This window comes from Pseudaminobacter soli (ex Li et al. 2025) (assembly GCF_003012705.1).
GTDB lineage: Bacteria > Pseudomonadota > Alphaproteobacteria > Rhizobiales > Rhizobiaceae > Pseudaminobacter > Pseudaminobacter soli.
On the sequence record NZ_PXYL01000014.1, the window covers coordinates 72,244 to 98,581 of the forward strand.

Below are 26,338 nucleotides of genomic sequence, written 5' to 3' on the forward strand. Positions count from 1 at the left end.
CGTGGCGATCTGACAGGGTGGCACGCCTAGGAAAATGACAGACCATTCCGTGACCGAGCGGGTGTCGCCCCTTTCTCCCTTCAAGCACAGCATCTTCCGCTCTGTGTGGACCGCGAGCCTTGCTTCGAATTTCGGCGGCCTGATCCAGAGCGTCGGCGCCGCCTGGATGATGACCTCGATCGCCAACTCGGTGGACATGGTGGCACTGGTGCAGGCCGCGACGACCCTGCCCATCATGATGTTCTCGCTGGCGTCGGGCGCCATCGCCGACAATTACAATCGCCGTCGGGTGATGCTGATCGCCCAGCTCTTCCTGCTGGCCGTATCGGTCGCGCTCGCCGTCACGGCCTATCTGGGCGCCATGACGCCCTGGCTGCTGCTGGGCTTCACCTTCCTGCTTGGCTGCGGCACGGCGCTCAACAACCCGTCCTGGCAGGCCTCGGTCGGGGACATGGTGCCGCGCTCGGATCTGCCGGCGGCGGTGGCGCTCAACAGCATGGGCTTCAACATGACGCGCAGCGTCGGCCCGGCGATCGGCGGCGCCATCGTGGCCGCGGCCGGTGCCGCCGCAGCCTTCGCCGTCAATGCGGTGAGCTACCTGCCGCTCATCTTCGTCCTGCTGCGCTGGAAGCCGCCCGTATCGGCACGTACCCTGCCGCGCGAACCCTTCGGCCTCGCGATGACGGCAGGGCTGCGCTATGTCGCCATGTCGCCCAACATCGAAAAGGTGCTCCTGCGTGCCTTCGTCTTCGGCTTCAGTGCCGTTTCGGTGCTCGCCCTTCTGCCGCTCGTGGCACGCGACATCGTGCGCGGCGGCCCGCTTCTATATGGCGTTCTCTTTGGCGCCTTCGGCATCGGCGCCGTTGGCGGCGCGCTGCTCAGCTCGCGGATGCGGAATGTGCTGACCAGTGAATGGAATGTGCGCCTGGGCTTCATCGGCTTTGCTGCCTGCGCCGCGATTGCCGGCCTGAGCACCTTGCCGTGGCTGACCTGCGTGGCGCTGCTGATCGGCGGCGCAAGCTGGGTCACGTCGCTCTCGCTGTTCAACATCACGGTGCAGATGTCGACGCCGCGCTGGGTGGTGGGGCGGTCGCTGTCGCTCTACCAGACCGCCACCTTCGGCGGCATGGCGCTGGGCAGCTGGATCTGGGGTATCGCGGCCGACGCCTATGGCGCCGGCGAGGCACTGCTGATGTCGGCGGTGGTGCTGGTCGCGGGTGCGGCGCTCGGCCTAAAATGGTTCACGCTGCCCGAGCAGACGACGCTCAATCTCGACCCGGCCAACCGCTTCAAGGAGCCGCATGTGGCGCTTGACCTCAAGCCGCGCAGCGGGCCGATCGCCATCATGATCGAATACATCATCCGCGAGGAGGACGTGCCGGCGTTCCTCGACGTGATGGCCGAGCGTCGACGCATTCGCCGTCGCGACGGTGCGCGGCAGTGGACATTATCGCGCGACCTCGAAAACCCGGAGCTGTGGATGGAGACCTACCACACGCCGACCTGGGTCGAATATGTGCGCCACAACCAGCGCATGACACAGGCCGACGCCGTGATCAGCGAACGCATCCGCAAGCTGCACAGCGGCGCCGAGCCGCCGCGCGTGCACCGCATGATCGAGCGGCCGACGGACTGGTCAGTGGCACTGGTGCCGCCCAAACCGATCATCGACCTGCATCATTGAAGGCGCGGGCGTACGCCCGCGCCAGCCGCCCTACTCCACCCCGATCTCGATGAGACAGGCCTTGCCCGTCTCGCGTGCCCGCTTCAGCGCGGCTGGGAGATCCGCGACAGCCTCCAGCCGTTCCGCCGCCATGCCATAGGCCTCGGCCAGCTTGCAGAAATCCGGGGGGGCGGGCGACACGCCGACCGGCTCGACGCCGACATCGCGCATCGAGGTTTCGATCTCGCGATAGCCGCGATTGTTCCAGACGACGAAGATGACCGGCGCCTCGGCGTCGAGTGCTGCGCCCAGTTCCGGCAGCGTGAACTGGAAACCGCCATCACCCGACAGGCAGACGACCGGCGCATCCGGCACAGCAAGTGCGGCGCCGATTGCCGCCGGCGGGCCAAAGCCCAGCGCGCCGAAGCCGGTGGCGGCGTTGAACCAGCCCGACGGGCGGTCGTGGTCGTAGTAGAGGTTGGCGGCGTAGATCGGCTGGGTGGAATCGCCAACGATGATCGAGCCCGGCAGCGTGTCGCGGATCATCTCGACCGCCTCGACCTGGCCGCGCATGACCGGCCCGATTTCCTGCAGCGACTGGCTGCGTGCCGTCTCGGCCCGCGGAGCCCCCCAGCCCTCCTCCGAGGCGTTGCGGCGCGACGAGGCCAGCAGTTCCGCCATCCCCGCCAGTGTCGAGCCGCAATCGGCGCGGATGCCGAGCGTGGCTGGATGCCGGCCGATCTGCTTGCCGTCGATGTCGATGCGGATGAGGTTTTGCGGCTTCACGAAGCCACCATCGCCATACATGTCGTAGTCGGTCGGGCCGAATTCGGTGCCGGCCGCGATCACCAGATCGGCTTCGGCAATCAGCGCCCGCACGGCTTTGAGGCTGGGGCTCGCCGGCACGCCGAGCGGATGCTTGTGCAACAGGCCGCGCGCATTGGCGGTCTCGACCACCGGCGCGTCGAGCAGTTCGGCCAATTGGCGCAAGGGCGCCTCGGCCATCTTGGCGCCGCCACCAGCAAGGATCAGCGGGCGGCGGGCAGCGCCCGCCAGCCGCGCGGCTTCCGCCAGGGTAGAGGCTTCGGCCTGGGGCAGCGTCGCCTCGACCGCGTGCGGAACGAGCCCGTCCGCCGGCTTGCCCATGACGTCGGTGGGGATCTCGATATGCACCGGCCCCGGGCGGACGGAGGCGAAGAGCGCGAAGGCGCGCGCCAGCACCTCGGGCAGTTCATGGCCGTGCTCGATGCGCTGCGAGAACAGCGCCACCTTCTCCATCATGCCGCGCTGATCGGGCAGTTCGTGCAGGAAGCCGAGCCCCTTGCCGAGTGTCGGCGAGGCGTTGACGCCTGAAATCACCAGCATGGGAATGGAATCGGCCCGCGCCTGCCCCATCGCGGTTATGGTGTTGGTGAGCCCCGGCCCGGTGATGACAAAGGCCACGCCCGGCTTGCCGGTGACACGCGCATAGCCGTCGGCCATGAAGCCTGCGCCCTGCTCGTGACGCGGCGTGACATGGCGGATCTTCGAGCGCGCCAGCCCGCGATAGAGCTCGACCGTATGCACACCCGGAATGCCGAACACGGTGTCGACCCCATGCGCCTCCAATAGCGAGATCAGCGCTTCTCCCACGGTGGTCATGTCTTTTCCTCCTCACGTAAATCCAGTTCAAGCAGCGCCTCGACAGTGGCGATGCCGATATCCGCCAGCTCTCCCGGCTCAAAGATGTCGCCGGCGAGGCAGCCCTCGATCCACAGCCCGTCGATGATGGCGTTGATGGCGATGGCGTGGCGGCGCAGCTGCGTCTTGCCTGCCGCGCGTCCTTCCGCCTCGAGCACTTCGGCCACCAGCGCCTCGACCTCGTCGCGAAAGTCGAGATAGCCCTCGCGGTGCGCGACCGACAGCGCAGGATCGGCATGGGCGCGGCCGATGAAGCCCGCCCAGAGCGAAAACACCCGCGTGTCCACCACCGGAGGCCCGAGATTGGCCGCAAGGAACGTGGCGAGCCGGCGGCGCGGACCGGCGCCTTCCATGGCGAGCGCTGCCTTGGCCTGCTCGGTCATCCGGCCGACGATTTCCGCATAGGCCGCCTGCAAGAGCTCTTCCTTGCCGGGAAAATAGTGCCGGATCAGCCCGGCGGTCACGCCGGCGCGCTGGGCAATGGCGCGCACGGTGGCGCCCGGCAGGCCTCGTTCGGCAACGCAATCCAGCGTTGCCTCGATCAGGTCCTGGCGCCGCCGCTCCTCGCCCTCGCGGCGAAATTTGCGGCGGGAATGCGCTGTCATTGCCGCAGGATCGGACGGGTCAGGCAGGTGGGCCCGCCTTCGCAAGCGATGCACAGCGCATCGGCCTCGAAGGTTTTCACCACGCAGCCGGCCGCTTCCATGGCGGCCTGCGTCTTGGGGAAGCCGGCCACCGCGATCACTTCGCGCGGCGCAGTCGGCAGCACGTTGAGGCTGAGGCCGTTGGAAGCATAAAACTCGTCGGCATCGCCATTGACCAGCGTGATGCCGCGGCCGCGCAGCATCTGGTAGAACGGCGCGGGCAGAAGCGGCGCATAGACCAGCGCAAGATCGTCGGCCAGCGGGCTGATCACCGACATCAGATGCAGGCACGCCTCCTCGCCCTGCCACAGCGGCAGGTCGAAGCCGTAGACCTGGATGCCATGGGGCCCGAGGATGTTGGCCAGCTGCTGGATCCCTTCCTGGTTGGTGCGCACGCCGCGGCCGATGGCCAGCGTGTGCTTGTCGACCCAGACGCAATCGCCGCCCTCGACCTGCCCCGCCCCCTCGACACGACCCAGGATCGGAATGCCGAGCCGCGCATAGGTTGCCTCGTGCAACGCCGGCTCGTCCTTGCGCAGCGCCTTGCCCATGGACAGGATCAGCGCGCCGTGATCGGTCATCAGCGACGGATCATGCGTGAAGACCGAATCCGAGAGCCCGTCCTCGCGGTCCTCGATCCATTCCACCTTTGCGCCGGAAGCAGCCACCATTTCGGCCAGCGCGGCGTGTTGGATAGCGGCCCTGGCCGGGTCGAAACCGGGCCCGTAATGCCAGGCGGCCCGATCGGCTCCGCGCATGGAATTCTTCGCCGATCGCATCAGGACACGCTTCAAAGGAGCGGCCATGGACTGGGAGCCGAAAGCGTTCACTGGTGCTTCCTCGTGCTGAAAAAAGTGAACAAAATTTCATATGACGCTACTTATACACTTGCATAACAACGCCGCAAGTGCCGTAATGCTCGGGATTGACGGGCCCGCGCAGACGGGTCCATGCTGATCTTGGGGAGGATCGCGCATCGCATGAAGAGTAGCCGAGTAAGCTTTCGACCGATTGGCGAGTGTCGCGCGGAGCGTTGCGCATGAGCGTCGAGGGTGCCGCGAACATAGCACCCGGCCAGGCGCCGAACGGCGCGGCCGAGGCCATCCACATCGAGAACCTGCATAAGAAATTCGGCGATCTGCACGTGCTGAAGGGCGTGTCGCTTTCGGCACGCGACGGCGACGTGGTGGCCATCATCGGCGGCAGCGGCTCGGGCAAGTCGACGCTGCTGCGCTGCATCAACTGCCTGGAAAATCCGACCAGCGGGCTCATTCGCGTCAATGGCGAGGAGATCCGGCTGAAGAAGGACGGTCACGGCCATAGCGTGCCAGCCGACCGCCGGCAGATCGAGCGCATCCGTTCGCGGCTCGGCATGGTGTTCCAGAGCTTCAACCTGTGGAGCCACATGACGCTTCTGGAAAACGTCATCGAGGTTCCGGTGCATGTGCTGGGCGTCAAGCGCGACGAGGCGATCGCAACGGCCGAAAAGCTTCTGGCCCGTGTGGGTCTGGCCGAGAAGCGCGATGTCTATCCGGCGTTCCTGTCAGGCGGCCAGCAGCAGCGCGCCGCGATTGCGCGGGCGCTCGCCATCCAGCCGCGCGTCATGCTGTTCGACGAGCCGACCTCCGCACTCGACCCCGAATTGGTCGGCGAGGTGCTGAAAGTGATCGGCGATCTGGCGCGTGAGGGGCGCACCATGATCCTGGTCACCCACGAAATGAAGTTCGCGCGCGAAGTCGCGAGCCACGTCATCTATCTCTACAACGGACAGGTCGAGGAGGAAGGGCCGCCGGAACAGATCTTCGGCGCTCCAAAATCCGAACGACTCAAACAATTCATCCGCAGCATCGGTTGATGCAAGCGGGGAAACCCCGGGAACACTCAACGATAAAATGGGAGTCTTACATATGATGAAGGGTCTGAAGATCGCCGCGGCAGCGCTGATGCTGGGCGTTGCGGGCATGGCGGCTGCGCATGCCGAGGAGATCAAGGTCGGCTTCTCGCCGGAAGCCTACCCGCCGTTCTACACCCAGGATGCCTCCGGCAAGTGGGGCGGCTGGGAAGTCGAGATCGCCAATGCCATCTGCGGCGAGGCGAAGCTTGACTGCGTGCTGACACCTATCCCGTGGGACGGCCTGATCCCCGCGCTCAAGACCAAGAAGATCGACGCGATCATGAATTCGATGTCGATCACCGAGGAGCGCAAGAAGGAGATCAACTTCTCAAGCAAGTACTACAACACGCCGACGGTCGTGATCGGCGCCAAGGACCAGAAGTTCGACGCCACGCCCGAAGGGCTCAAGGGCAAGGTGCTCGGCGTCCAGGTTTCCACCATCCACGCCGCCTACGCCAAGAAGCACTTCGGCGACACCGCAGCCGAGATCAAGGAGTACCAGACGCAGGACGAAGCCAATCAGGATCTCGCCGCCGGCCGCCTCGATGCCACCCAGGCTGACTCGATCGCGCTGGGCGACTTCCTGGCGTCGGACGCCGGCAAGGCCTGCTGCGACCTCAAGGGCGAAGTCGCGCCCGATGATGAAGTGCTTGGCCTCGGCGTCGGTGCCGGCGTGCGCAAGGAAGACACCGCGCTGCAGGAAAGGCTCAGCGCCGCCATCAAGGCCATTCGCGACAACGGCAAATATGCCGAGATCACCAAGAAGTACTTCGATTTCGACATCTACGGCGCTGCCAGCCAGGCCAACTGAGGCTTAGTCCCTTCGACCGGGCGGCTGGTGCCTAGCGCCGCCGCCCGGAATGCCGGCTGTACATCCGAGCAGGAGAACCAAGCTGTCTGACTTCCTTGCAGCCGTCTTCGGACACGGCACCCTCGGGCTATTGGCGCTCGAACCTCCCGGCCGGGGCTCGTTCCTGCTCCTTGGCTTGATGAACTCCATCATGATCGCCGTCGGCGCCACGATACTCGGGCTGACGATCGGCATCGCCGGCGCCTGCGGCAAGCTGTACGGCAACCCGGTGATCAAGGACCTCTGCGAGGTCTACACCACGCTGGTCCGCGCGGTTCCGGAACTGGTGCTGATCCTGCTCCTCTATTTCGCCGGCACCGACCTCATCAACCGGGTGCTTGCCGTCTGGGGCTATCCGCCGGCCGACATCAACGGCGTTGTGGCAGGCATATTTGTGCTTGGCGTCGTGCAGGGCGCATACTCGACCGAGGTGCTGCGCGGCGCGATCCTTGCCATCCCGCAGGGACAGATCGAGGCCGCGCGCGCCTTCGGCATGCCGCTGATGCTGATGCTGAAGCGCATAACTTTGCCGGCTATGCTGCCCTTCGCCATACCGGGGCTCGCCAATCTCTGGCTGATCGCAACCAAGGACACCGCGCTTCTGGCCATCGTCGGCTTCAACGAACTGACGCAGACCACACGCACTGCCGCAGGCGCGACCAAGGCCTATTTCACCTTCTTCATGGCCGCCGGCGCGCTCTATCTCGCGCTCACCCTGTTTTCCAACCTGATCCTCGGCCGCGTGGAGCGCTGGGCAAGACGCGGGCTGCCGTCCGTGGGGGGCGCGGCGTGATGTCTAGCGAATCCTCCGTCCTAACAGCCGCCCCACGGACTTCGGCCTGGCTGCAGCCGCACCGGATCGTGCTGATACTGATTGCCGCCGCGCTGGTGCTCGCTTCCGTCTTCTATATGCGCTGGGACTGGCTGCCGGGCTATCTGCCGATTGCCATCGGAGGCATCTGGCGTACGATCTGGCTACTGCTGGCAAGTGCGGGGCTCGGCATCATGCTGGCCATCCCGCTCGGCCTCGTCCAGGCCACCGGGCCAAAGATCCTCTCCGTGCCGGCCAAGACGTTCTGCACTATCATCCGCGGCACGCCGTTGCTGCTGCAGGTTTGGCTGCTCTATTACGGGCTGGGCTCGCTCTTCCCGCAATTCCCGTGGATCCGCGAATCCTTCATGTGGCCCTATCTCAGGCAGGCATGGCCCTATGGCCTGCTGGCCCTGACGCTCTCCTTCGCCGGCTATGAGGGCGAGGTGATGCGTGGCGCCTTTGCCGGCGTGGCGCGCGGACAGCTTGAAGCCGCGCGCGCCTTCGGCATGAGCCGCTGGAAGATTTTTCGCCGCATCTGGCTGCCGCAAGCGGTTCAGCGGGCTCTGCCGACGCTCGCTGGCGAAACCGTGCTGCAACTCAAGGCCACGCCGCTGGTGGCCACCATCACGGTGGTCGACGTCTATGCCGTCGCCTCGCGCGTGCGGCAGGAGACCTTTGTGGTCTACGAGCCGCTGCTGCTGCTTGCCTTGGTTTATCTCTGCATCACCGGCATCATCGTCTTCGCTTTTCGCAAGGTCGAAGGCAGGATACCGACGCGACTGGGGTGAGCATGAGCGAAACAGTGACACTGAGCCTCGAAGAAGCCCTGTTGCTTTGCCGGGAAGCGGCAATGCGCGCCGGCGCGGGCGAGGCAACCGCGGAGGCGCTTGCCCGGGCCTCGGTCGACGCCGAGCGCGATGGCCAGGCAACCGTCGGCATCGGCCACCTCATTGACTATCTCGAATCGCTGGAAGCCGGCCGTATCGACGGCACGGTCGAGCCCGAACTGTCGCGGCCGGCCGGCGCCATCATCCTGTCGGACGCCAAGGGCGGCTCGGCGCATCTGGGCTTCGATCGCGCCTTCGACGACCTTGCGCAGACCGCGCGGCAGTTCGGCGTTGCCGTCTTTTCGCAGAACAATGCCTTCACCTGCGGCTCGTTGGGCTATTTCGTCGGACGTCTCGCCGAGGCCGATCTGGTCGGCTTTGCCGCCACCAATGGCCCGGCGCTGCTGGCGGGTTCGGGCGCGACCAAGCCTGTCTATTGCACCAACCCGCTGGCATTTGCCGCGCCGGTCGAGGGCGGGGCGCCGCTGGTGATCGACCAGGCTTCCAGCGCCACGGCCTTCGTCAATGTCCGGAAGGCAGCGCAGGAGGGACGCGATATTCCCGAAGGCTGGGCGCTCGATGCCGAAGGCCGGCCCACCACCGACGCCAAGGCTGCCGTGAAGGGCGCCCTGCTCGCCTTTGGCGGCGTGCGCGGCGCCAATATCGCGCTGATGGTGGAGGTGCTGGCGGCGGGTATTTCGGGCGCCAACTGGTCGCTCGATGCGCCAGGCTTCACCAGCGGCTCGCAAAGCCCCGGCAGCGGCCTGTTCGTTCTGGCGCTGGACCCAAAACTGATCGACCCAGATTTTTCCACGCGACTTGCCGCGCAACTTGATCGTCTTTCCGGCACATACGGCGTTCACATACCGGGCCTGGCAAAGGCCGCCGCGCGCGAAAAGGCCGAGCGGAGCGGCATCGCTATCGACAAGGAAATCTACAAACGTATCGCCGGCTGGGGCCAATGATGGTCAATAATTAAGGAGCCCCGCCCGCTAGCGGGACTCCTGAAAGATTCGGAGCGCTTTCGCGTTTACGCTGCAACGCTCAAAGGGATCACCCGGGATCAGTGGTGGCGAGAAAGCCAGGTGTCGATGTCTTTTTCGGCCTGGTCGGCAGCCGTGCCATAGCGGGCCTGGATGCGGCCGGCGAGCTCCTTGCGCTTACCCTTGATGACGTCCAGATCATCATTGGTGAGCTTGCCCCACTGCTGCTGAACCTGACCCTTGAACTTTTCCCAATTGCCTTCCACCTGATTCCAGTTCATCTGAATCTCCTTGATTTGATTGAGATTTTTCGGCGGCGCCGCGCACCGTCCGGGCAGTCAACGGCTCTTGTCGGCTATGGTTCCCCTTAGAAAACATGAATATCATGTTCAACTTTATGTCAAAGCTTGTTGACTTGACGGTGACCGGCGGGCTCCCGCTTGTGCGTTGCAACAACAGGAGAGAGCCTTGACCGACGCCACCGCCCCTTCCAGCAAACGACTGATCGTTCCCGCCCTTGGCGGCCTCTATGCCTCGCTGCATGACGGGGTCGAGACGCTCCTGAGGGTCGTCGCTGGCCTTGCGCTGGTGACGCATGGCGCGACCAAGATCGTCGATCCGTTCGGGGCCACCGAGATGGTTGAAGGGCTGGGCTTTTATCCGGGCGTCTTCTGGTCGCCGCTGCTTTCGGCCACCGAGTTCTTCGGCGGCATTCTCGTGGCAATAGGCCTCCTCGCCCGGCCGGCAGCGTTTGCGGCAACCTTCGTGCTTCTGGTCACCGTGTGGTTCCACTGGGTCACCGTCGGCCAGGGTTATTCCGGCGCCGAAAAGTCGATCCTCTGGGCAGCAATCTTCCTTTTCTTCGCCGTTCGCGGCGGCAATCGGCATTCTGTCGACGCAAAGATCGGCAAGGAATTCTGACGCCTGGACCGAACCGCTACCCTGATGAGGATCAAAGGCCCGTCGGATGCGTCTGGCGGGCCTTTTCTTTTGGGAGATGCGGCACAAAGCCGGCGCGCTCGCCCTTTGCCTTTCCTGCGAAAATCATTATGAACGAGCCTGGATCGCCGTGCGTCCGTTCGGACGCACAAAGGACGATCCAGCACTTTGAATGAGCATCGGAATATTCCGAAAACCGGATCCCACTTTTCGGTCCGATGCTCTCGACAAGCTAGAAGGGCACGACCGGAGCCAGCCATGACCGAAATCCTCCAGATCCCCAAGCTCATCACCGTTTTCGGTGGGTCCGGGTTCATCGGCCGCCATGTCGTGCGCGCGCTGGCAACGCGCGGCTACCGCATTCGCGTCGGCTGCCGCCGGCCCGATCTTGCCGGCCATCTGCAGCCGCTCGGCGCCATGGGCCAGATCCAGCCCGTCCAGGCCAATGTCCGCGTCAGGTGGTCGATCGACCGTGCCGTAGAAGGCGCCGACCATGTGGTCAACCTCGTCGGCATCCTGGCCGAGGGCGGCCGCCAGCGCTTCCCCGCCGTGCATGATTTCGGCGCGCGCGCCGTGGCGGAAGCCGCACGCGCGATCGGCGCAGGCCTGACCCATCTCTCGGCACTGGGCGCCAACGAGCACTCCCAATCCTCCTATGCCCGCACCAAGGCGGCAGGCGAGCGCGCCGTGCGCGAAACGATCGCCGATGCGACGATCTTCCGCCCGTCCATCGTGTTCGGCCCGGAGGACCAATTCTTCAACCGCTTCGCCAACATGGCCCGCTACTCGCCTGTGCTGCCGCTGATCGGCGGCGGCGAGACGCGCTTCCAGCCGGTCTATGTCGGCGACGTCGCCGAGGCGATTGCGCGCGCGGTCGAGGGCAGCGTCGAACGCGGCACGACCTACGAACTGGGCGGCCCGAACGTTCTGACCTTCCGCCAGTGCATGGAAGAGATGCTGCAAGTGATCGAGCGCCGCCGCATGCTGGTGTCGGTGCCGTGGTGGGCGGCCGAACTGCAGGGCGCGGTGCTCGGCATGCTGCCGGGCAAGCTGCTGACCAGCGACCAGGTGACACTGCTGAAGTCCGACAATGTCGTGTCGGCCGAAGCCGAGCGCGAGGGGCGCACCTTCGACAGCATCGGCATCCAACCGCAGTCGACCGGCACGATCCTGCCGAGCTATCTGTGGCGCTACCGCGCCGCCGGCCAATTCTCGCGCAACAACGAGGCGTGAGACTTTTCCCCCGGGGCGCCATTCTGTCCCTCGGTGGTATGAAACATTTGAGCGGGCGCCTGACTTGGTCACGGCGCCCGTTTTTCATGAGCAGCGGGCATGCGTGGCGGCACGATCCTCATGCCCGCCGCGCACCCGCGCCTTTCCCTCAAAGAAGCCCGGCGTGGTCGCCCACGGCCAGATAGGCCGCCAGGCGATCCATGACCCCGCTCCAGCCTTCGACATGCGAGTCGCGGTCTTCGATCGTTTGGAACGGCGCCTGGTGGAACGTCAGCCTGGTCTTGCCGCCCTCGTCTGCGAAGGTCACGGACACCAGCGTGTCCATGCCGGGCTCGCCGTCCTCGCCCTCCCAGGCGAAGGTAAACACGATGCGCTCGGGCTCCACGATCTCGCGATAGGTGCCGACCATGGTGTGATCCACGCCCGCCGGTGAACGGATGGTCGAGCGATAGGCGCCGCCGGGCCGGAAATCCATCTTCACCGAAGGCGTGGTGAAATCTTTCGGCCCCCACCAGCGATAGAGATGCTCGGGGCTCGTCCAGACGCGGAACACCAGGCTGCGCGGTGCATCGAAAACCCGCGTGATGAGGAGTTCGTGCGTCTGCTCTTCCCGCGCATTAGCTGCTTGGGCCATTTCCTTCTCCTTTTTGAACTTCCTTCAGATACTCATCGAGCCGGTCGAAGCTGGCCTCCCAGAAGCGGCGATAGGTTTCGACCCAGCCGGCAATGTCGCGCAGCGGCGCGGCCTCCAGCTTACAGGGGCGCCACTGTGCCTCGCGGCCACGCGTGATGAGCCCGGCATTTTCCAGCACCTTCAGATGCTTGGAGACGGCCGGCAGACTCATATCGAATGGCTCGGCAAGTTCCGACACCGACGCCTCGCCGCGCGCCAGCCGCGCCAGAATCGCCCGGCGCGTGGGATCGGCGAGAGCCGCGAAGGTGGCACTGAGCCTGTCGGTCGACATGGAACTAAACCGTCTTGTTAATTAACTCATAGGTTAAATATAGAGCAAAGCCACGCGTGTCAACAAATGTCGACACGCATGGCCTCAAAAGCTCTGCGGGGCTCAGGGGGTCTTGTGGCGGCGGTTGACGCTGCCAGGACGGCCGGAGAGCGAAAGCTGCGTCTCCTGCTTCTGGCGCGTGGCCACAACCTTGCCCTTGGCGACCACGCACAGGCGCTCGGCGCGCAGGCGCAGCGCCTCGACCGGATTGCCGGCGTCGAGCACCACGAGGCTCGCCGTCTTGCCGACTTCGAGGCCGTAGTCGTGCAGACCCATGATCTCGGCATTGGTCCTGGTGACCATGTCAAAGCACTGGCGCATATCGGCGGGGCTGGTCATCTGCGCCACATGCAGGCCCATGAAGGCGACGTCGAGCATGTCGGCGGTGCCGAGCGGATACCACGGGTCGAGCACGCAATCCTGGCCGAAGCCGACCTTGATGCCGGCCTTCAGCATTTCGGGCACGCGCGTCATGCCGCGACGCTTGGGATAGGTGTCGTGGCGGCCCTGGATGACAATGTTGATGAGCGGGTTCGGGCAGGCCGAAACGCCCGCCTCGGCAATCAGCGGCAGGAGCTTGGAGACGTAATAGTTGTCCATGGAATGCATGGAGGTGAGGTGCGAGCCGTTGACGCGCCCCTGCAGGCCGAGGCGCTGCGTCTCATAGGCCAGTTGTTCGATGTGGCGCGAATTCGGATCGTCCGTCTCGTCGCAATGCATGTCGACCATCAGGCCGCGCTCCGCCGCGATCTCGCACAGCTCCGTCACCGAGCGGGTTCCGTCGGCCATTGTGCGCTCGAAATGCGGAATGCCGCCGACGATCTCAACGCCCATGTCGAGCGCGCGGATCGTGTTTTCGCGCGCGGTTGGCGAGCGATAAAAACCGTCCTGCGGGAAAGCGACGAGTTGCAGGTCGATGTAGGGCGCGACCTCCTTCTTGACTTCCAGCAGCGCTTCCACGGCGAGCAGCCGGTCGTCGCAGGTGTCGACATGGGTGCGGATGGCAAGCAGGCCCATCGAGACGGCCCAGTCGCAATAGGCGAGCGCGCGGCTCTTGACCGCCTCATGGGTGAGGAGCGGCTTCAGCTCGCCCCAGAGCGCGATGCCTTCGAGCAGCGTGCCCGAGGCATTGATGCGCGGGATGCCGTAGGAGAGCGTGGCATCCATGTGGAAATGCGGATCGACGAAAGGCTGCGAAACGAGATTGCCGGTGGCATCCACCACCTTGCCTGCCTCGGCTTCGAGCCGGGGCTCGATGGCCGCAATCTTGTCGCCCTTGATGCCGATGTCGGCGGTGTTGCCGTCCGGAAGAATTCCGCCACGGACAATCAGGTCAAAGCTCATCTCTCGCCTTTCTGGTAGGGGATCATCAGCGCCTTGGGATAGGTAGCGCGGCGCGCCACCAGGATCAGCGCCAGGATGGACAGCGCATAGGGCATCATCAGGAACACCTGATAGGGCACCACGCCACCGGAAATCTGCTGCAGGCGGATCTGATACGCATCGAAGGCGGCAAAAAGTATGGCGCCGAGCAGCGCCTTGCCCGGCCGCCACGAGCCGAACACCACCAGCGCGATGCAGATCCAGCCGCGGCCGTTGATCATCTCGAAGAAGAAGGAGTTGAAGGCCGACATGGTGAGGAACGCCCCGCCGACCGCCATCAGTGCGCTGCCGACCATGACCGCGCCCATGCGGAGGCCGGTGACGCTGATGCCCTGCGCCTCGACGGCCGAGGGGTTTTCACCCGCCGCGCGCACGGCAAGGCCGATCGGCGTGCGATAGAGCATCCAGGCAACCACGGCGACCGTCACAAAGGCCAAATAGGTGAGCGGCGTCTGTGTGAACAAGGCCTCGCCCAGCACCGGTATCTTCGACAGGCCGGGAATGGGCAGCGGCTGGAACGGCTCGATCTTGGGGGGCGTGGTGACCTGCGGCAGCGCCAGCCTGTAGGTGAAGTAGGTGAGGCTGGTGGCCAGCAGCGTGACGCCGATGCCCACCACATGCTGCGACAGGCCAAGCGGCACGGTGAGCGTGGCGTGCAGCAGGCCGAACATGGCCCCGGCGAGCGCCGCGACGGCCACGCCAGTCCACAGGTCGCCGCCGGAATAGACGGTGAACCAGCCGGCAAAGGCGCCGGCGGTCATGATGCCTTCGATGCCGAGATTGAGGACGCCCGCGCGCTCGCAGATCAGTTCGCCCATGGTGGCGAATATCAGCGGCGATGCGATGCGGATCGCAGCCACCCAGAAGGAGGCGGTGAAGAGGATTTCGAGGGCCTGCTCCATCACTTCCACCTCACCCGATAGCGCGTCAGCAAAATGGCCGTGACCATGGTCAGAAGCGCGGTCGCCACCATCACCTGCGCGATATAGCTCGGCACGCCTGCAGTGCGGCTCATGGCGTCGGCGCCAACGAAGATGCCTGCCACGAAGATGGCCGAGGCGATGACGCCGAGCGGATTGAGCATGGCCAGCATCGCCACCACGATGCCCGAATATCCGTAGCCCGGCGACAGATCGAGGGTCAGGTTGCCCTTCAGGCCCGACACTTCCGAGAAGCCGGCAAGGGCGGCGATGCCGCCAGACAGGATCGCCGTCTTGATCAGCACGCGGTTGACCGGGATGCCGGCGAAATTCGCGGCCTCCTTGTTGTTGCCCACAGCGCGCATCTCATACCCGAGGACCGTTTTCTTCATGATGACCCAACAGATCACCGCAGAGACGATGGCAATCACGAAGCCATAATGCAGGCGCTTGCCCTGGATGATGCGCGGCAGCTGTGCCTCCGCAATGACCTTGGATGACTGTGGCCAGCCGAGACCCGTCGGGTCCTTCAGCACGCCTTCCAAGAGCATCGAGACGAACAGCAGCACGATGAAATTGAGCAGCAGCGTGGTCACCACCTCGTCGACGCCGAAGCGGGTCTTGAGGATGGCGGGGCCAAGCAGCAGAAGCGCACCGGCCGCCATGGCCGCTATCATGATGATCGGGATCAGCAGGTAGGACGGCAACGGCAGCGCGCCGGTGCCGAGCACCACCGTCACCACCCCGCCGATATAGAGCTGCGCCTCGGCGCCGATGTTCCAGAGTTTTGCCCGGAAGGCGACGGCCACAGCAAGGCCGGTGAAGATGAGCGGCGTGGCGCGCGTCAGCGTTTCCAGAAGCGCGAATTGCGAGCCCGCCGCACCCTTGGCGACGAGATAGAACACGGAGAACGGCGAAGCGCCTGCCGCCAGTACCAGCAGCGAGGCAATCAGGAAGGTCACGATGATCGCGCCGACGGGATAAAGCAACGTGACCGCCAGCGAGGGCGCGGGTTTGGGTTCAAGCCGCATCGTTCACCTCGCCATGGCCGGCCATCAGTTCGCCGAGTTCGCGGATGCTTCGTTCGCCGCGCTTGGAGGGCGAGGAAAGCTGCCCCTTCGACATGACCAGGATACGGTCGGACAAGGCCAGTATTTCCTCCAGATCTTCCGAAATGAGCAGGATCGCCGCCCCCCTGTCGCGCGCTTCGAGCAGCCGGCGATGCACGAAGGCGACGGCGCCGACGTCGAGCCCGCGCGTAGGCTGGTTGGCGAGGATCACGGCCGGCTCGGAATCGAGCGCGCGGCCGAGAATGAGCTTTTGCATGTTGCCGCCGGAGAGCAGGCGGATGCGCGCCTCGGGCGACGGTGCTTTCACGTCGTAATCACGAATGATCTCTTCGGCAAAGGCACGCGCCGCCTTCCAGTCGAGGAAGCCATGGCGGCTGAAACGCGGCGTGGCGTAGCGCTCGGAGATGACGTTCTCGGTGATGCTCATGTCGCCGATGGTGCCGACCGCGTGGCGGTCCTCCGGGATGCGGCCGATGCCGCTGGCGAGCGCCGCGCGTGGCGACCAATTGCCGGCCGCGGACCCGCCGATGACCATCTCGCCGGACGCCGGCTGCAGAGTGCCGGAGATCAGGGAGGCAAGGGCCGACTGGCCGTTGCCGGAAACACCCGCCAGCCCTGTGATCTCGCCGGCGCGGAGCGCGAGCGAGAGGCCATCGAGGCGCGTGGTCGTGCCCTGCCTGGCGGTCGAGACGTTCTTCAGCTCGAACACGACCGGGCCGGTCCTCGGCGCGCTCACCGGCGGGCTCGATACTTCCTGCCCGACCATCAGTGCTGCCAACTCGGCACGATTGGTGGTGGCGGTCGTGCGCTCGCCGGCCAGCGTGCCTGAGCGCAGCACCAGCACGCAGTCGCTGACGGCCATGACCTCGTTCAGCTTGTGCGAGATGAAGATGATCGACAGACCCTGCGCCACCAGGAGCTTGAGCGTGCGGAACAGCGCGTCGGTCTCGGCCGGCGTCAGCACCGCCGTCGGCTCGTCGAGGATGAGGATTCGCGCGTCGCGATAGAGCGCCTTGAGGATTTCAACGCGCTGGCGCTCGCCTACCGAGAGAGTGGCGACAGTCGCGTCCGGATGTACGGTCAGGCCGAAGTCAGCCGAGAGCTTTTCGATGCGCCGCCGCGCGGCTGCCCGGTCGAGCCTGAGGCTCCACGGGCTCTGCGTGCCGAGCGCGATGTTCTCCAGCACGGTCATGTTTTCGGCGAGGGTAAAGTGCTGGTGCACCATGCCGATGCCGGCATCGAGCGCGGCGCGCGGGTCGCCCGGCGGCAGCGGCTTGCCGAAGGCTTCCACCGTGCCCTCGTCGGCCACGTAATGGCCGAACAGGATGTTCATGAGCGTGGTCTTGCCGGCGCCGTTCTCACCCAGCAGCGCGATGACCTCGCCGCGCCTCAGCGTAAACGAAATGGCATTGTTGGCGACCAGCGGACCGAACCGCTTGGTGATGCCATCGAGACGCAGGACGATATCCGCCTGGGCTGGAGCCCCTTGTTCGACACCGATCGACGCCGCCAAATCACCAATCCCCAGTTCTGCCGGGCATCAACCCCGCATCCTACCCGCCCTGCCCGCATCCGCGCGGACGCCTTCGCCGGCATGCGCCAGCGCCATCGAGGCGGAAGCCGCCTCGATCCATGCACTGCCATTCATGCCAGCTTGAGACCACCTTTTCGCCGCAAGTGGCGAAAAGGTAAAGCCGCATCATCAGGCTTTCGGCTCGGAATCGTCGATTTCAACAGTGAAGGAGCCGTCCTTGATGGCCTTTTCCTTCTCGGCGACCTTGGCCATGACCTCGGCCGGCACCTTGCCCTCGAAAGTGCCGAGCGGGGCGAGCGAGCAGCCGCCGTTCTTCATGAAGGAATAGACGCCATAGTCGGCGGCCTTGAAGGTTCCCGCCTTCACCTCGGCGATCGCCTTGTCCAGCGTCGGCTCGAAATGCCACAGCGCGGAAGCGACGACCGTTTCGGGATATTCGGACTGGGTGTCGATGACGTTGCCGACCGCCAGAACCTTGCGCTCCTTGGCAGCATCCGAGACGCCGAAGCGCTCGGCATAGAGCAGATCCGCGCCACCGTCGATCTGGGCGAAAGCGGTTTCCTTGGCCTTGGGCGGATCGAACCAGGAGCCGATGAAGGCGATCTGGAACTTGGTGTCGGGCGCGCTTTCCTTCACGCCGGCGATGAAGGCATTCATCAGCCGGTTGACCTCGGGGATCGGATAACCGCCGACCATGCCGATGTGGTTGGACTTGCTCATGGCGCCGGCGATGATGCCCGACAGGTAGGACGCGTCCTGGATGTAGTTGTCGAAAGGCGAGAAGTTCGGAATGGCCTCGTCCGGCTTGAAGCTCGAGCCCATCAGGAAGGCGACGTCCGGATAATCCTTGGCGACCGCGCGCGCGGCATCCTCGACGCCGAACACCTCGCCGAGGATCAGCTTGTGGCCGGCCTCGGCATATTCGCGCATCACGCGCTCATAGTCGTTGTTGGAGGTGTTTTCGGAGTAGACATATTCGATGTCGCCACGGTCCTTGGCGGCGTTGGCAGCCTTGTGGATGCGGCTGACCCACTGCTGCTCGACCGGAACGGTATAAACGGCGGCGACCTTGAGCGGCTCGGCAGCCAGAAGGCGGGCCGGCGAGCCGGCGATCGCTGCGAACGCGGCGCCCGCGCCTGCCGCCTTCAGCACTGTGCGACGGGAGACGCCGGCGAATTCCGTGGCATTCTTATTGTTGGGCATTATCATCCACCTCTGGCTTGTGAGCCCGGGCTCCGGGCCCGGTTTTTCAACTATCGGGGCAACGCTATTCGAATTTCCCAAACCGGGCAATCGGCGGGCAAATCCTTTCCACCGTCGGCGTTTAGCGCCATCGGACCAGCGACTCAATGCGGCACGTTTTCGTGCACCAGCACATCGGTCTCGCGCGCGGCGGCCACGAAGGCGCGCCTCGCCGCCATGGCAGGCTTGTGGCCATACATGACGTCGTAGCAGGCCTGCAGCGCCGCGCGGTGCTTGGGCGTTCTCTTCCCCGGCCAGTGGTGGAGAAGAAACTCCGAGGCGTCGTGCACCGTCCTCAGGGTCATCTGGTTTCCGGTGTCGCCAAGCTTCACAATCAGCGGAACATCAAAACGATCATCTTGCATATTTGCTCCTGCGCCGCATGACGGGAGGGGCTCAAGCCACCTGCCCGCACTCGATCCGCGCGGCAACGGTTCTTCCGGGCAATGCCGGTTTCGCGCGAAACGGCCGCCCCCGGCCGTTTGCGCCACTCCCCTCATCTGTCTCAAAAACAAAAATCCGCCGCTGGGCTGCATGCCACGACAGGGCGCCAGGGCGTCCCATCACGCGCTCATCCAGCGAATGGATGTCGGCCAGGCGTTTCGGGGAACGGCAATAAGGGCAAAGCGGTTCGGCGCCCTGCCCAGCCCCGGTATGTCGGCCGTCCGGTGCACCGTTTTCGGTGCTTAACCTTGCCCCAAATATGGGTCTTCCGTTCGCGGGCTGCCAGTGCGGCCGCCCGATGCCGATATGCATCCGGTTCGAATTCCGAACGTGGATGCGCTCCGAGTTCGCCGCCTAACGAAAACGGCGGAGAGAATCCCCGCCGTTCGCAACAGCTCAAAGAAAATGTCAGACCGTCGCCGGATCGAGCGGCGGCTCGTCCTTGTGGCGCGCGATCAGCGTCGCAAGGTCCGCATTGCGGAATGCGTTGCGCAGCCCATCGAACGACGGCAGGACAAAATAGGCGCGCTGGAACTTGTCGATCTCGTAGCCGGTACGCATCACCGTCTCGATGTCGAAGGGCACGCGGTGCGCATCCTTGCTTTCGACCGCGAACTGCAACTCGCTGTAGGACGACATCAAACCCGCGCCAAACGCCTTGAGCGGCTGGCCGGCTTCCTGGATGAGGCTGAATTCGGCAGTGTACCAGTAGAGCCGCGAGATCATGTCGTGGCCGCCAAGCTCAATAGCCCCACTGGCCCTTTCGCCGTACTGCTGCATGAAATCGGCGAAAGCCGGCTGGGTCAGCGCCGGAACATGGCCGAAGAAATCGTGGAACATGTCGGGCTCGACAATGTAGTCGAGCTCTTCCTTGGTGCGCAGCCAGTTGGTGACCGGGAAACGCCGGTTGGTCAGGTGCACGAAGAATGGTTCTGCCGGGATCAGGCCCGGCACCGCGACGAGTTCCCAGCCGGTCAGCTTGCGCAGCCTCTGGCTGACCTTGTCGAAATCCGGGATGCGTTCGAGCAGCCCCAGCGCTTCGACGCCCTCGAGATAGGAGCGATGCGCAAGGCGCTTCGTCAGCTTGGTCTGGCGGTCGCACAGGATGCGCCACACCTCCTGCTCGCTATCGCTGTAGTCGTAGTCTTGCTGAACGGTGAAATCGGCGCGGCAAACCGAATAGTTGCCACGCAAACCCTGGGCCGCGCATTCGCGGGCATAGGCTTCGACGCTGATATTCATGGCCATGTCCTCCACGCAAAACAGAATACCTTCTGATCCGGAGGGGTTTTTGCCTAATTCATCGCTACAGCCGCGAATTTGAGGTAAGTTCAGCATGAAAGCTGCATCGGGGAGAGAAAATGCCTCAGTTCGACGACTTTGAGATCAAGATACTCGATATCCTGCAGGGCGACGGCCGCAAACCGGTGTCGGAGCTGGCGCAGGAGATCGGCTTGTCGACCACGCCCTGCGCACGCCGCTTCGACGCCCTGCAGCAGGCCGGCGTGATAAATGGCTTCAGCGCCGTCATCAGCCGGCGTGCGGTGGGGCTGATGGTGGAGGTGTTCGTCCAGGTCCGGCTGACCAGCCACAGCGACGAGTCGCCGGAGCAGTTCATCACCGCCGTGCAGCGCATGGACGAGGTCTCGGCCTGCTGGACGATGACTGGCGAATACGACTTCCTGCTGCATGTGATGGTGCCGAGCGTGGACGATCTCAACTACTTCGTCATGCACCGGCTTATGCGTCTGCCGGGCGTGCGCGACGTGCACACCCAGCTCGTGCTTCAGAACATCAAGGGCCCGGGCCACGTGCCGCTGGGCCATTTGCGGAGGTAGCAACAGGGTGTGCCTATGGAGGCCGCTCTTCTCAGAATCCCATGATCGCCATGCGCACGAGCACGGCGGACACGCCAAGTGCCAACAGCCCGAAGCCGAGACCGATCGGCGAGCCCCAACCGTACCAGGCCATGGTGCGCTCGGCATATTCCCATTCCTCTTCGCGCGTCAGCGCCGGCTGCTGTTCGATCTGCATCTCTGGCTTCTTCATGGCCTTGCGTTTCAAAGGTGCTCGCCGCATATTCATAAAGTATGCGAAATATACGATGGATTGATATTTAGATGATCGAACTAAATTCGTCAAGCGCGGAGCGAGAGCAGCGGATGCATGCCATCACCGAGGCCGTGATGCGTTGGCAGGATGCAACGCAGGCCTTCGATGACGCGGTCGGCGAACGGGCGGGATTGAACGCGGCCGAGCGACGCGCGCTGGCCCTGCTTCAGGGTGGACCGCAGACGGCTGGCGCCCTTGCGACGGCAACGGCATTGACGCCGGCAGCCGTGACATCGCTGATCGACAGGCTGGAGGCGCGCGGCCTCGTCAGGCGCACGCGAAGCGCCGAAGACCGGCGCAAAGTAATGGTCGAAGCAGGAGAAGCGGCCAGGGACCTTGGCCTAAAATATTACGGCCCGATCGCACAGGCCGGATGGGAAATGCTCGACGGCTACAGCGACGCCGAGCTTGCGACCGTGGAGCGTTTCATCTCCGACGCGCTCGCCTTGCAGCAAAGGGAACTGGCGCGACTGACCGGCGAATAACGCCAGCGTCGCGCCGCGCTAGTTTCAGTTCAGGAGCCTACGGAACGATCAGCGTTCCGGCGCCGTGCTCGGTGAAGAGCTCGAGCAGCACCGAATGCGGGGTCTTGCCGTTGAGGATGACCACGCCTTCCACGCCGCGCTCGATGGCCTCGATGCAGGTCTCGACCTTGGGGATCATGCCGCCGGAGATGGTGCCGTCGGCAATGAGCTCCCGCGCCTGAGCCACAGTCAGCTCATCGATGAGATTCTTGTCCTTGTCCAGCACGCCCGGCACATCGGTGAGGAAGAGGAGGCGCGAGGCGTTCAACGCGCCGGCGATGGCGCCGGCGAAGGTGTCGGCATTGATGTTGTAGGTGTGGCCGTCGCGGCCGGGCGCCACCGGCGCGATCACCGGGATCACCTCCGAGCGCGCCAGAAGGTCGAGCAGCTTGCGGTCGACCTCGATCGGCTCGCCGACGAAACCCAGATCGAGCACGCGCTCGATATTGGAGTCGGGGTCCTTGATGGTCTTGTGCGCCTTCTGGGCGTAGACCATGTTGCCGTCCTTGCCGCACAGGCCGATCGCCCATTCGCCCTCGGCGTTGATGAGCGCGACGATCTCCTTGTTGATCGAGCCGGCCAGCACCATCTCGACAATCTCGACCGTCTTCTGGTCTGTGACACGCAGGCCGCCTTCGAACTTGGACTCGATGCCCATCTTGGTGAGCATGGCGCCGATCTGCGGGCCGCCGCCGTGGACGACGATGGGGTTGACGCCCGACTGCTTGAGCAGGGCGATGTCGCGGGCGAAAGCCTTGCCGAGCGTGTTGTCGCCCATGGCATGGCCGCCATATTTCACCACCACCGTCTTGTGTTCATAGCGCTGCATATAGGGCAGCGCAGCCGAAAGGAGGTTCGCCTGCTCCGCTGCCTTGGCCGCGATTTCCGTCGATGTCATGAGAGGAGTTCCCCGTCGGATGGAATCGGCGGTTACTTAGCGACAAAGGCGCCCTGGAGCAATCGGCAAGCACCGCGGATTGGCGGAAGTTTCAGGCTGTTGCGGGTTTGAAACTCAGGGCAAGGCCGTTCAGGCAATGGCGTTTGCCGGTCGGCGGCGGTCCGTCATCGAAGATATGTCCGAAATGGCCGCCGCAGCGATGGCAATGGACTTCGGTGCGGTTCATGAAGAAGGAGTGATCCTCCCGGGTGCCGATGGCATTGGGCAAGGATTGCCAGAAGCTCGGCCAGCCGGTGCCGGAGTCATATTTCGCGTCGGACGAATAGGCGGCCAGGTCGCAGCCGGCGCAGTGGTAGATGCCCTTGCGCGTCTCGTGGTCGAGCGGGCTGGAGCCCGCCCGCTCGGTTTCCTGCTTGCGCAAGATGGCGAACTGGTCGGGCGTCAGGATCTTGCGCCACTCGTCGTCGGTCTTGTGGACCTCGAACGTCTCGGCATGCGCCTCGTCGGGCTCGTCCACCCGCCACAGCATGGCATTGCAGACGGCAAATGTAGCAACGGCAGTGCCGCCGAGCAGAACGTGGCGACGATTCATCGTTATTTCTCCAGAATGCAAGTCTTACGCCGCGCGAATGCCGGAGGCCAATCAACTCGGTTTGAGGATCGTGTTCCCGCTCGACATTCATACCCCGCGATTAGACCTATTGCGCGAGGCGAAAAAGACCAGCCTCACGCGACAGAATAGGCCCGCATCTTCGCACCATGGACGACATTGGTTACGCTTTCCACCACCGACGGCCGTGCGGCGTTGCTAAGCGCATCGCTGCAGTCTAGGCTTTCCCGGTCGGCAATGTCTTGGAGGGGAAGATGTCGCTGGAATCCGTGCTTTGGGAGAACGACGCCACCGCGCTCGCCGGATTGGTCAAGAAGGGGGAGGTTTCGCCGGTCGAACTCATCGACGCGGCGATCGCGCGAGCCGAGCGCACCCAGCCCGAGATCAACGCCACCGCCGAGAAGCTTTACGACACCGCACGCGAGCGCGCAAAAACCGTCGACCGCTCGCTGCCGCTGGCCGGCGTGCCGACGGCGCTAAAGGATCTGGGCATCGCCATGAAGGGCGTGCCGACCCATGCGGGCAGCCGCCTGCCGGCCTTCGTGCCCGACTTCGACTCGGTGCAGACCAAGCGCCTGCTGACCGCCGGCCTCATTCCCATCGTCACCAGCACGACGCCCGAATACGGCCTCAGGCTGGTGACGGAATCGGCGGCCTTCGGCGTCACTCGCAATCCGTGGAACACCGGGCACGTCACAGGCGGTTCATCCGGCGGCGCGGCCGCTCTGGTCGCGACCGGCGTGGTGCCGGTGGCGCATGCCTCCGATGGCGGCGGCTCGATCCGGGTACCCGCCGCCTGCAATGGGCTTGTCGGCCTCAAGACCTCGCGCGGGCGCATACCGCTGACGCCGATGACTTCCGAAGCCTGGTACGGCTTCGTCGTGGACCACGCCGTCACCCGCTCGGTGCGCGACAGCGCGCTCCTGCTCGACCTGTGCCACGGCGCCGATGGGCTGGCGCCTTATGTGGCGCGCGCGCCGCGCGGCTCCTTCTCGGCAGCGGCGGCGCGCGATCCCGGTCGGCTGCGGCTCGCCGTCTATCGCAAATCGCCGCTCGGCCTCGAAATCTCGCCCGAGACGATGACCGCGCTGGACATCGCCGTGGCGCTGGCACGCGAAGGCGGCCACTCGGTCGAGGAGATCGACCTGCCGATTGGCCGCGACTTCATGGCCGACTTCGCCAGCACCGTCGCCTCGGCCGTGGCCGGCACCTTACGCGGCGAGGCAGCGCGCCTCGGCAAGCCGGTGACCGGCGAGGTCGAGCGCCCGACACGCCTTCTCGCCCGCTACGGCGAGATTTTGTCGGCCGGCGAAGTCTATGCCGGGCTCGAGCGGCTGCAGGCCGCCTCGCGCCGGCTGTTCGCGGAGACGGCGCAATACGACGCCGTGCTGATGCCGGTGATCTCGCGCCCGCCGCTCGAATGCGGGGCGATGGACCCGAAGGGATTGGACGCCTTCCTCGAAGACATGCTCGACAGAATGCGCCTGACCCGCCTGCTGCGGCTGAAGCCGCTGCTCGACAAGCTGCTGGACAACAGCCTGTGGTTCACCCACTGGCCGGCAATCCAGAACGTTTCCGGCCAGCCCTCGATCGCGCTGCCGGTGCATGTGACGGATGACGGGCTGCCGCTCGGCATTCAGGCGGCGGGACGGCCAGGCGATGAGGAGACGCTTCTGTCGCTCGCCGCGCAGTTGGAGCGGCTGTCGGGCTGGCTCACCCGTCGCGCGCCCTTGCAACGGCCCGAGCGCAGGGCTCGAGCCCACACAAAAGCTTAGAGCGGCGGTCATCCTGACGGATGCCCTGCTTCGCTCTTTCGCATTGTTTTAGCCGCATTTGTGCGACGCCAAGCGATTCCGCTTGGCTGCACAATGCTCAAGGCAGCTTCGCCGCCAGAAGATCGATCTTCTGCACGGTCGGCGTCTCGGCAAGCATCTCTTCGGCCTGGGAAAACAAAGCCTTGGCCACTTCGCCGGTGAGATGCGCGTCGCGCCCTTCCTCGTCGGGGAAGGCGTCGAAGATGCCGTAGGTCGAATGGCTCATCTTCATGGCGAACCAGGCAGTGGTCGCCGGCTCTCGCTGCACCAGCGCCAGGCCGTTCTTGAGAAAGGCCTCGACCTCGGCTTCCTTGCCCGGCTTGGCCTTCAATCTCACGTAAAGCGCCTTGCTGACCATCGCTGCCTCCTCAAGCATAACCCCAAAAATCGGAAGCGATCTTTGGGAAGGATCATGCGTGGATCTAAGTGCTGCAGCACCCTTGCGCTCCTCGTCGGGCGCGCGCTGCAGCAAGGATCGGCGATTCAGAAATATGGCTGCGGCAGGTGCGCGTCCATGCCCCGCCGAGGATAAATCGGACAGGGCCGGCTCAGGAAACCGGCGTCAGCCGCCGCTCACCGCGAGCGCGATGGCCTCGCGCAGTTCCTCCATGCCGTCGCCCTTTTCGGACGAGGTGGACAGCACGGCGGGAAAGGCCGCCGGGCGCTTGCGGATCTTTTGCGACGTCTCTTCGATCAGACGCGGCACGCCGGCGGCCTTGATCTTGTCGGTCTTGGTCAGCACGATCTGGTAGGAGCAGGCAGCCTTGTCGAGCAAGGTCAAAACCTCCTCGTCATTCTTTTTGATGCCGTGGCGCGCGTCGATCAGAACATAGACGCGCTTCAGCGTCACGCGGCCGCGCAGATAGTCGAACACCAGCTTGGTCCACGCATCCACCTGGTCCTTGGGCGCCTTGGCATAGCCATAGCCCGGCATGTCCACCAGTGCCATCGGCGGCAGGTCGCCGTCCTTGCCGGAATAGCCGTCGGGCACGAAGTAATTGAGCTCCTGGGTGCGGCCGGGCGTGTTGGAGGTGCGCGCCAGACCCTTCTGGCCGACCAGCGCATTGATGAGCGAGGACTTGCCGACATTGGAGCGGCCGGCGAAGGCGATCTCGGGCGGGCCTTCCGGCGGCAGGAACTTCATGGATGGCACGCCGCGGATGAAGATCCACGGGTTCGTGAAGAGGCTGCCGGCCAGCGGCGGTACGGTATTCGTCTCGGTCTGTTCAGTCACGCTGCTTGCTCCAGCCGGGCAT

The 26,338-nt window shown here is 64.8% G+C and carries 29 protein-coding genes; 11 read left to right on the forward strand and 18 right to left on the reverse strand.

The genetic code is table 11. The features are described from left to right. Positions 1–34: 34 nt before the first annotated feature. A complete protein-coding gene (locus C7I85_RS22445) occupies positions 35–1,684 on the forward strand; it encodes an MFS transporter (RefSeq protein WP_106726254.1) in 1,650 nt (549 codons plus the stop codon). 30 nt (positions 1,685–1,714) lie between these two features. Here the strand turns inward: C7I85_RS22445 and C7I85_RS22450 are convergent, their stop codons facing one another. The 3 genes from C7I85_RS22450 to C7I85_RS22460 are packed head-to-tail and all read right to left on the reverse strand — an operon-like array spanning position 1,715 to position 4,793. Further along, a complete protein-coding gene (locus C7I85_RS22450; RefSeq protein WP_106726255.1) occupies positions 1,715–3,304 on the reverse strand; it encodes a 5-guanidino-2-oxopentanoate decarboxylase in 1,590 nt (529 codons plus the stop codon). Further along, on the reverse strand, positions 3,301–3,948 hold the full coding sequence (locus C7I85_RS22455) for a TetR family transcriptional regulator C-terminal domain-containing protein (protein ID WP_181257280.1): 648 nt from the start codon (positions 3,946–3,948) through the stop codon (positions 3,301–3,303). The genes C7I85_RS22450 and C7I85_RS22455 overlap by 4 nt, the downstream gene beginning before the upstream one ends. Next, positions 3,945–4,793, reverse strand: coding sequence for a dimethylarginine dimethylaminohydrolase family protein (locus C7I85_RS22460; RefSeq protein ID WP_245445053.1), 849 nt, complete (start codon positions 4,791–4,793; stop codon positions 3,945–3,947). The genes C7I85_RS22455 and C7I85_RS22460 overlap by 4 nt, the downstream gene beginning before the upstream one ends. A 233-nt stretch (positions 4,794–5,026) precedes the next feature. Here C7I85_RS22460 and C7I85_RS22465 point away from each other — a divergent pair, with 233 nt between their 5' ends. Genes C7I85_RS22465 through C7I85_RS22485 form a run of 5 tightly spaced genes read left to right on the forward strand, consistent with a single transcriptional unit; the run spans position 5,027 to position 9,337 of the window. Continuing rightward, positions 5,027–5,842, forward strand: coding sequence for an ABC transporter ATP-binding protein (locus C7I85_RS22465; RefSeq protein WP_106726257.1), 816 nt, complete (start codon positions 5,027–5,029; stop codon positions 5,840–5,842). Positions 5,843–5,894: 52 nt separating this feature from the next. Then, entirely contained in the window at positions 5,895–6,692 is a 798-nt protein-coding gene (locus C7I85_RS22470; protein ID WP_106726258.1) for a transporter substrate-binding domain-containing protein, read from the forward strand. A gap of 49 nt (positions 6,693–6,741) precedes the next feature. Next, on the forward strand, positions 6,742–7,524 hold the full coding sequence (locus tag C7I85_RS22475; RefSeq protein WP_106726259.1) for an ABC transporter permease: 783 nt from the start codon (positions 6,742–6,744) through the stop codon (positions 7,522–7,524). Further along, entirely contained in the window at positions 7,524–8,333 is an 810-nt protein-coding gene (locus C7I85_RS22480; RefSeq protein WP_106726260.1) for an ABC transporter permease, read from the forward strand. The genes C7I85_RS22475 and C7I85_RS22480 overlap by 1 nt, the downstream gene beginning before the upstream one ends. A 2-nt stretch (positions 8,334–8,335) precedes the next feature. Then, positions 8,336–9,337: an Ldh family oxidoreductase gene (locus C7I85_RS22485; RefSeq protein WP_106726261.1), complete on the forward strand. Its 1,002-nt coding sequence runs from the start codon at positions 8,336–8,338 to the stop codon at positions 9,335–9,337. A gap of 98 nt (positions 9,338–9,435) precedes the next feature. On the opposite strand, the gene C7I85_RS22490 is transcribed toward C7I85_RS22485, so the two are convergent. Then, positions 9,436–9,636, reverse strand: coding sequence for a CsbD family protein (locus tag C7I85_RS22490; protein ID WP_106726262.1), 201 nt, complete (start codon positions 9,634–9,636; stop codon positions 9,436–9,438). A gap of 187 nt (positions 9,637–9,823) precedes the next feature. Here C7I85_RS22490 and C7I85_RS22495 point away from each other — a divergent pair, with 187 nt between their 5' ends. Together C7I85_RS22495 and C7I85_RS22500 are read left to right on the forward strand one after the other, a co-directional pair. Then, complete coding sequence (locus tag C7I85_RS22495; RefSeq protein WP_106726263.1) at positions 9,824–10,276, forward strand: DoxX family protein; 453 nt, start codon at positions 9,824–9,826, stop codon at positions 10,274–10,276. A gap of 276 nt (positions 10,277–10,552) precedes the next feature. Beyond that, the gene (locus C7I85_RS22500; protein ID WP_106726264.1) at positions 10,553–11,527 is read left to right on the forward strand and encodes a complex I NDUFA9 subunit family protein; all 975 of its coding nucleotides are present in this window, start codon (positions 10,553–10,555) and stop codon (positions 11,525–11,527) included. 148 nt (positions 11,528–11,675) lie between these two features. Here the strand turns inward: C7I85_RS22500 and C7I85_RS22505 are convergent, their stop codons facing one another. The 9 genes from C7I85_RS22505 to phhA form a co-directional block, all read right to left on the reverse strand. Beyond that, positions 11,676–12,161 carry an SRPBCC domain-containing protein gene (locus C7I85_RS22505; RefSeq protein WP_106726265.1) on the reverse strand — a complete coding sequence of 162 codons (486 nt, stop codon included), beginning with the start codon at positions 12,159–12,161 and terminating at the stop codon, positions 11,676–11,678. Then, positions 12,145–12,492, reverse strand: a complete 348-nt coding sequence (locus C7I85_RS22510; protein WP_106726266.1) for an ArsR/SmtB family transcription factor — start codon at positions 12,490–12,492, stop codon at positions 12,145–12,147. Before C7I85_RS22510 ends, C7I85_RS22505 begins: the two co-directional genes overlap by 17 nt. 102 nt (positions 12,493–12,594) lie before the next feature. Continuing rightward, complete coding sequence (locus C7I85_RS22515) at positions 12,595–13,875, reverse strand: amidohydrolase family protein (RefSeq protein ID WP_106726267.1); 1,281 nt, start codon at positions 13,873–13,875, stop codon at positions 12,595–12,597. Further along, a complete protein-coding gene (locus C7I85_RS22520) occupies positions 13,872–14,816 on the reverse strand; it encodes an ABC transporter permease (protein WP_106726268.1) in 945 nt (314 codons plus the stop codon). The genes C7I85_RS22515 and C7I85_RS22520 overlap by 4 nt, the downstream gene beginning before the upstream one ends. Further along, positions 14,816–15,865, reverse strand: a complete 1,050-nt coding sequence (locus C7I85_RS22525; protein ID WP_106726269.1) for an ABC transporter permease — start codon at positions 15,863–15,865, stop codon at positions 14,816–14,818. The genes C7I85_RS22520 and C7I85_RS22525 overlap by 1 nt, the downstream gene beginning before the upstream one ends. Continuing rightward, positions 15,855–17,417 (reverse strand): ABC transporter ATP-binding protein, encoded by a 1,563-nt coding sequence (locus C7I85_RS22530; RefSeq protein WP_245445050.1) that lies wholly within the window; start codon positions 17,415–17,417, stop codon positions 15,855–15,857. Before C7I85_RS22530 ends, C7I85_RS22525 begins: the two co-directional genes overlap by 11 nt. Before the next feature lie 189 nt (positions 17,418–17,606). Further along, complete coding sequence (locus tag C7I85_RS22535; protein ID WP_106726270.1) at positions 17,607–18,641, reverse strand: BMP family protein; 1,035 nt, start codon at positions 18,639–18,641, stop codon at positions 17,607–17,609. A gap of 143 nt (positions 18,642–18,784) precedes the next feature. After that, positions 18,785–19,045 (reverse strand): DUF982 domain-containing protein, encoded by a 261-nt coding sequence (locus C7I85_RS22540; protein ID WP_106726271.1) that lies wholly within the window; start codon positions 19,043–19,045, stop codon positions 18,785–18,787. Between the two features lie 487 nt (positions 19,046–19,532). Further along, a complete protein-coding gene (phhA, locus tag C7I85_RS22545) occupies positions 19,533–20,366 on the reverse strand; it encodes a phenylalanine 4-monooxygenase (RefSeq protein ID WP_106726319.1) in 834 nt (277 codons plus the stop codon). Positions 20,367–20,485: 119 nt separating this feature from the next. Here phhA and C7I85_RS22550 point away from each other — a divergent pair, with 119 nt between their 5' ends. Next, on the forward strand, positions 20,486–20,962 hold the full coding sequence (locus C7I85_RS22550; protein WP_106726272.1) for an Lrp/AsnC family transcriptional regulator: 477 nt from the start codon (positions 20,486–20,488) through the stop codon (positions 20,960–20,962). A gap of 31 nt (positions 20,963–20,993) precedes the next feature. On the opposite strand, the gene C7I85_RS22555 is transcribed toward C7I85_RS22550, so the two are convergent. Continuing rightward, a complete protein-coding gene (locus C7I85_RS22555) occupies positions 20,994–21,173 on the reverse strand; it encodes a hypothetical protein (protein WP_106726273.1) in 180 nt (59 codons plus the stop codon). Positions 21,174–21,286: 113 nt separating this feature from the next. Between C7I85_RS22555 and C7I85_RS22560 the strand changes: the two genes are divergently transcribed. Then, complete coding sequence (locus C7I85_RS22560) at positions 21,287–21,721, forward strand: MarR family transcriptional regulator (RefSeq protein WP_106726274.1); 435 nt, start codon at positions 21,287–21,289, stop codon at positions 21,719–21,721. A 37-nt stretch (positions 21,722–21,758) separates the two neighbouring features. On the opposite strand, the gene argB is transcribed toward C7I85_RS22560, so the two are convergent. Next, on the reverse strand, positions 21,759–22,658 hold the full coding sequence (argB, locus tag C7I85_RS22565) for an acetylglutamate kinase (RefSeq protein WP_106726275.1): 900 nt from the start codon (positions 22,656–22,658) through the stop codon (positions 21,759–21,761). Between the two features lie 91 nt (positions 22,659–22,749). Next, a complete protein-coding gene (gene msrB / locus C7I85_RS22570) occupies positions 22,750–23,250 on the reverse strand; it encodes a peptide-methionine (R)-S-oxide reductase MsrB (RefSeq protein ID WP_106726276.1) in 501 nt (166 codons plus the stop codon). A gap of 272 nt (positions 23,251–23,522) precedes the next feature. Between msrB and C7I85_RS22575 the strand changes: the two genes are divergently transcribed. Beyond that, positions 23,523–25,043, forward strand: coding sequence for an amidase (locus tag C7I85_RS22575; protein ID WP_106726277.1), 1,521 nt, complete (start codon positions 23,523–23,525; stop codon positions 25,041–25,043). A gap of 97 nt (positions 25,044–25,140) precedes the next feature. Here C7I85_RS22575 and C7I85_RS22580 read toward each other — a convergent pair whose 3' ends face one another. After that, on the reverse strand, positions 25,141–25,440 hold the full coding sequence (locus tag C7I85_RS22580; RefSeq protein WP_106726278.1) for a putative quinol monooxygenase: 300 nt from the start codon (positions 25,438–25,440) through the stop codon (positions 25,141–25,143). A gap of 204 nt (positions 25,441–25,644) precedes the next feature. Further along, positions 25,645–26,280 (reverse strand): ribosome biogenesis GTP-binding protein YihA/YsxC, encoded by a 636-nt coding sequence (gene yihA / locus C7I85_RS22585; protein ID WP_106726320.1) that lies wholly within the window; start codon positions 26,278–26,280, stop codon positions 25,645–25,647. Between the last annotated feature and the right edge of the window lie 58 nt (positions 26,281–26,338).